General features: G+C 39.2%; 1 protein-coding gene. It reads left to right on the top strand.

Annotated elements, in window-relative coordinates:
• A partial coding sequence (locus tag ACWA1B_RS23845; protein WP_456911183.1) for a 6-phosphogluconolactonase occupies positions 1 to 209 on the top strand: 209 nt, incomplete at both ends.

Genomic DNA, 209 nt, shown 5'->3' with positions numbered 1-209 from the left:
AGAGTTGATGCTTCATCAGACTTCAATGGAATCGACAACGTTCCAAAACGTGCGATCACAATGGGAGTTTCAACCATAATGAGATCAAAGCGAATTATATTAATGGCTTGGGGACAAAACAAAGCCGATATCATAAAGAGAACAATTCAGGGCGATATCAGTTCTGAAGTTCCTGCCACATTTTTGCAGAATCATCCAAATGCAACTTT

The organism is Flavobacterium xizangense (assembly GCF_054075145.1).
This window is presented reverse-complemented; position numbering and strand designations above follow the sequence as displayed.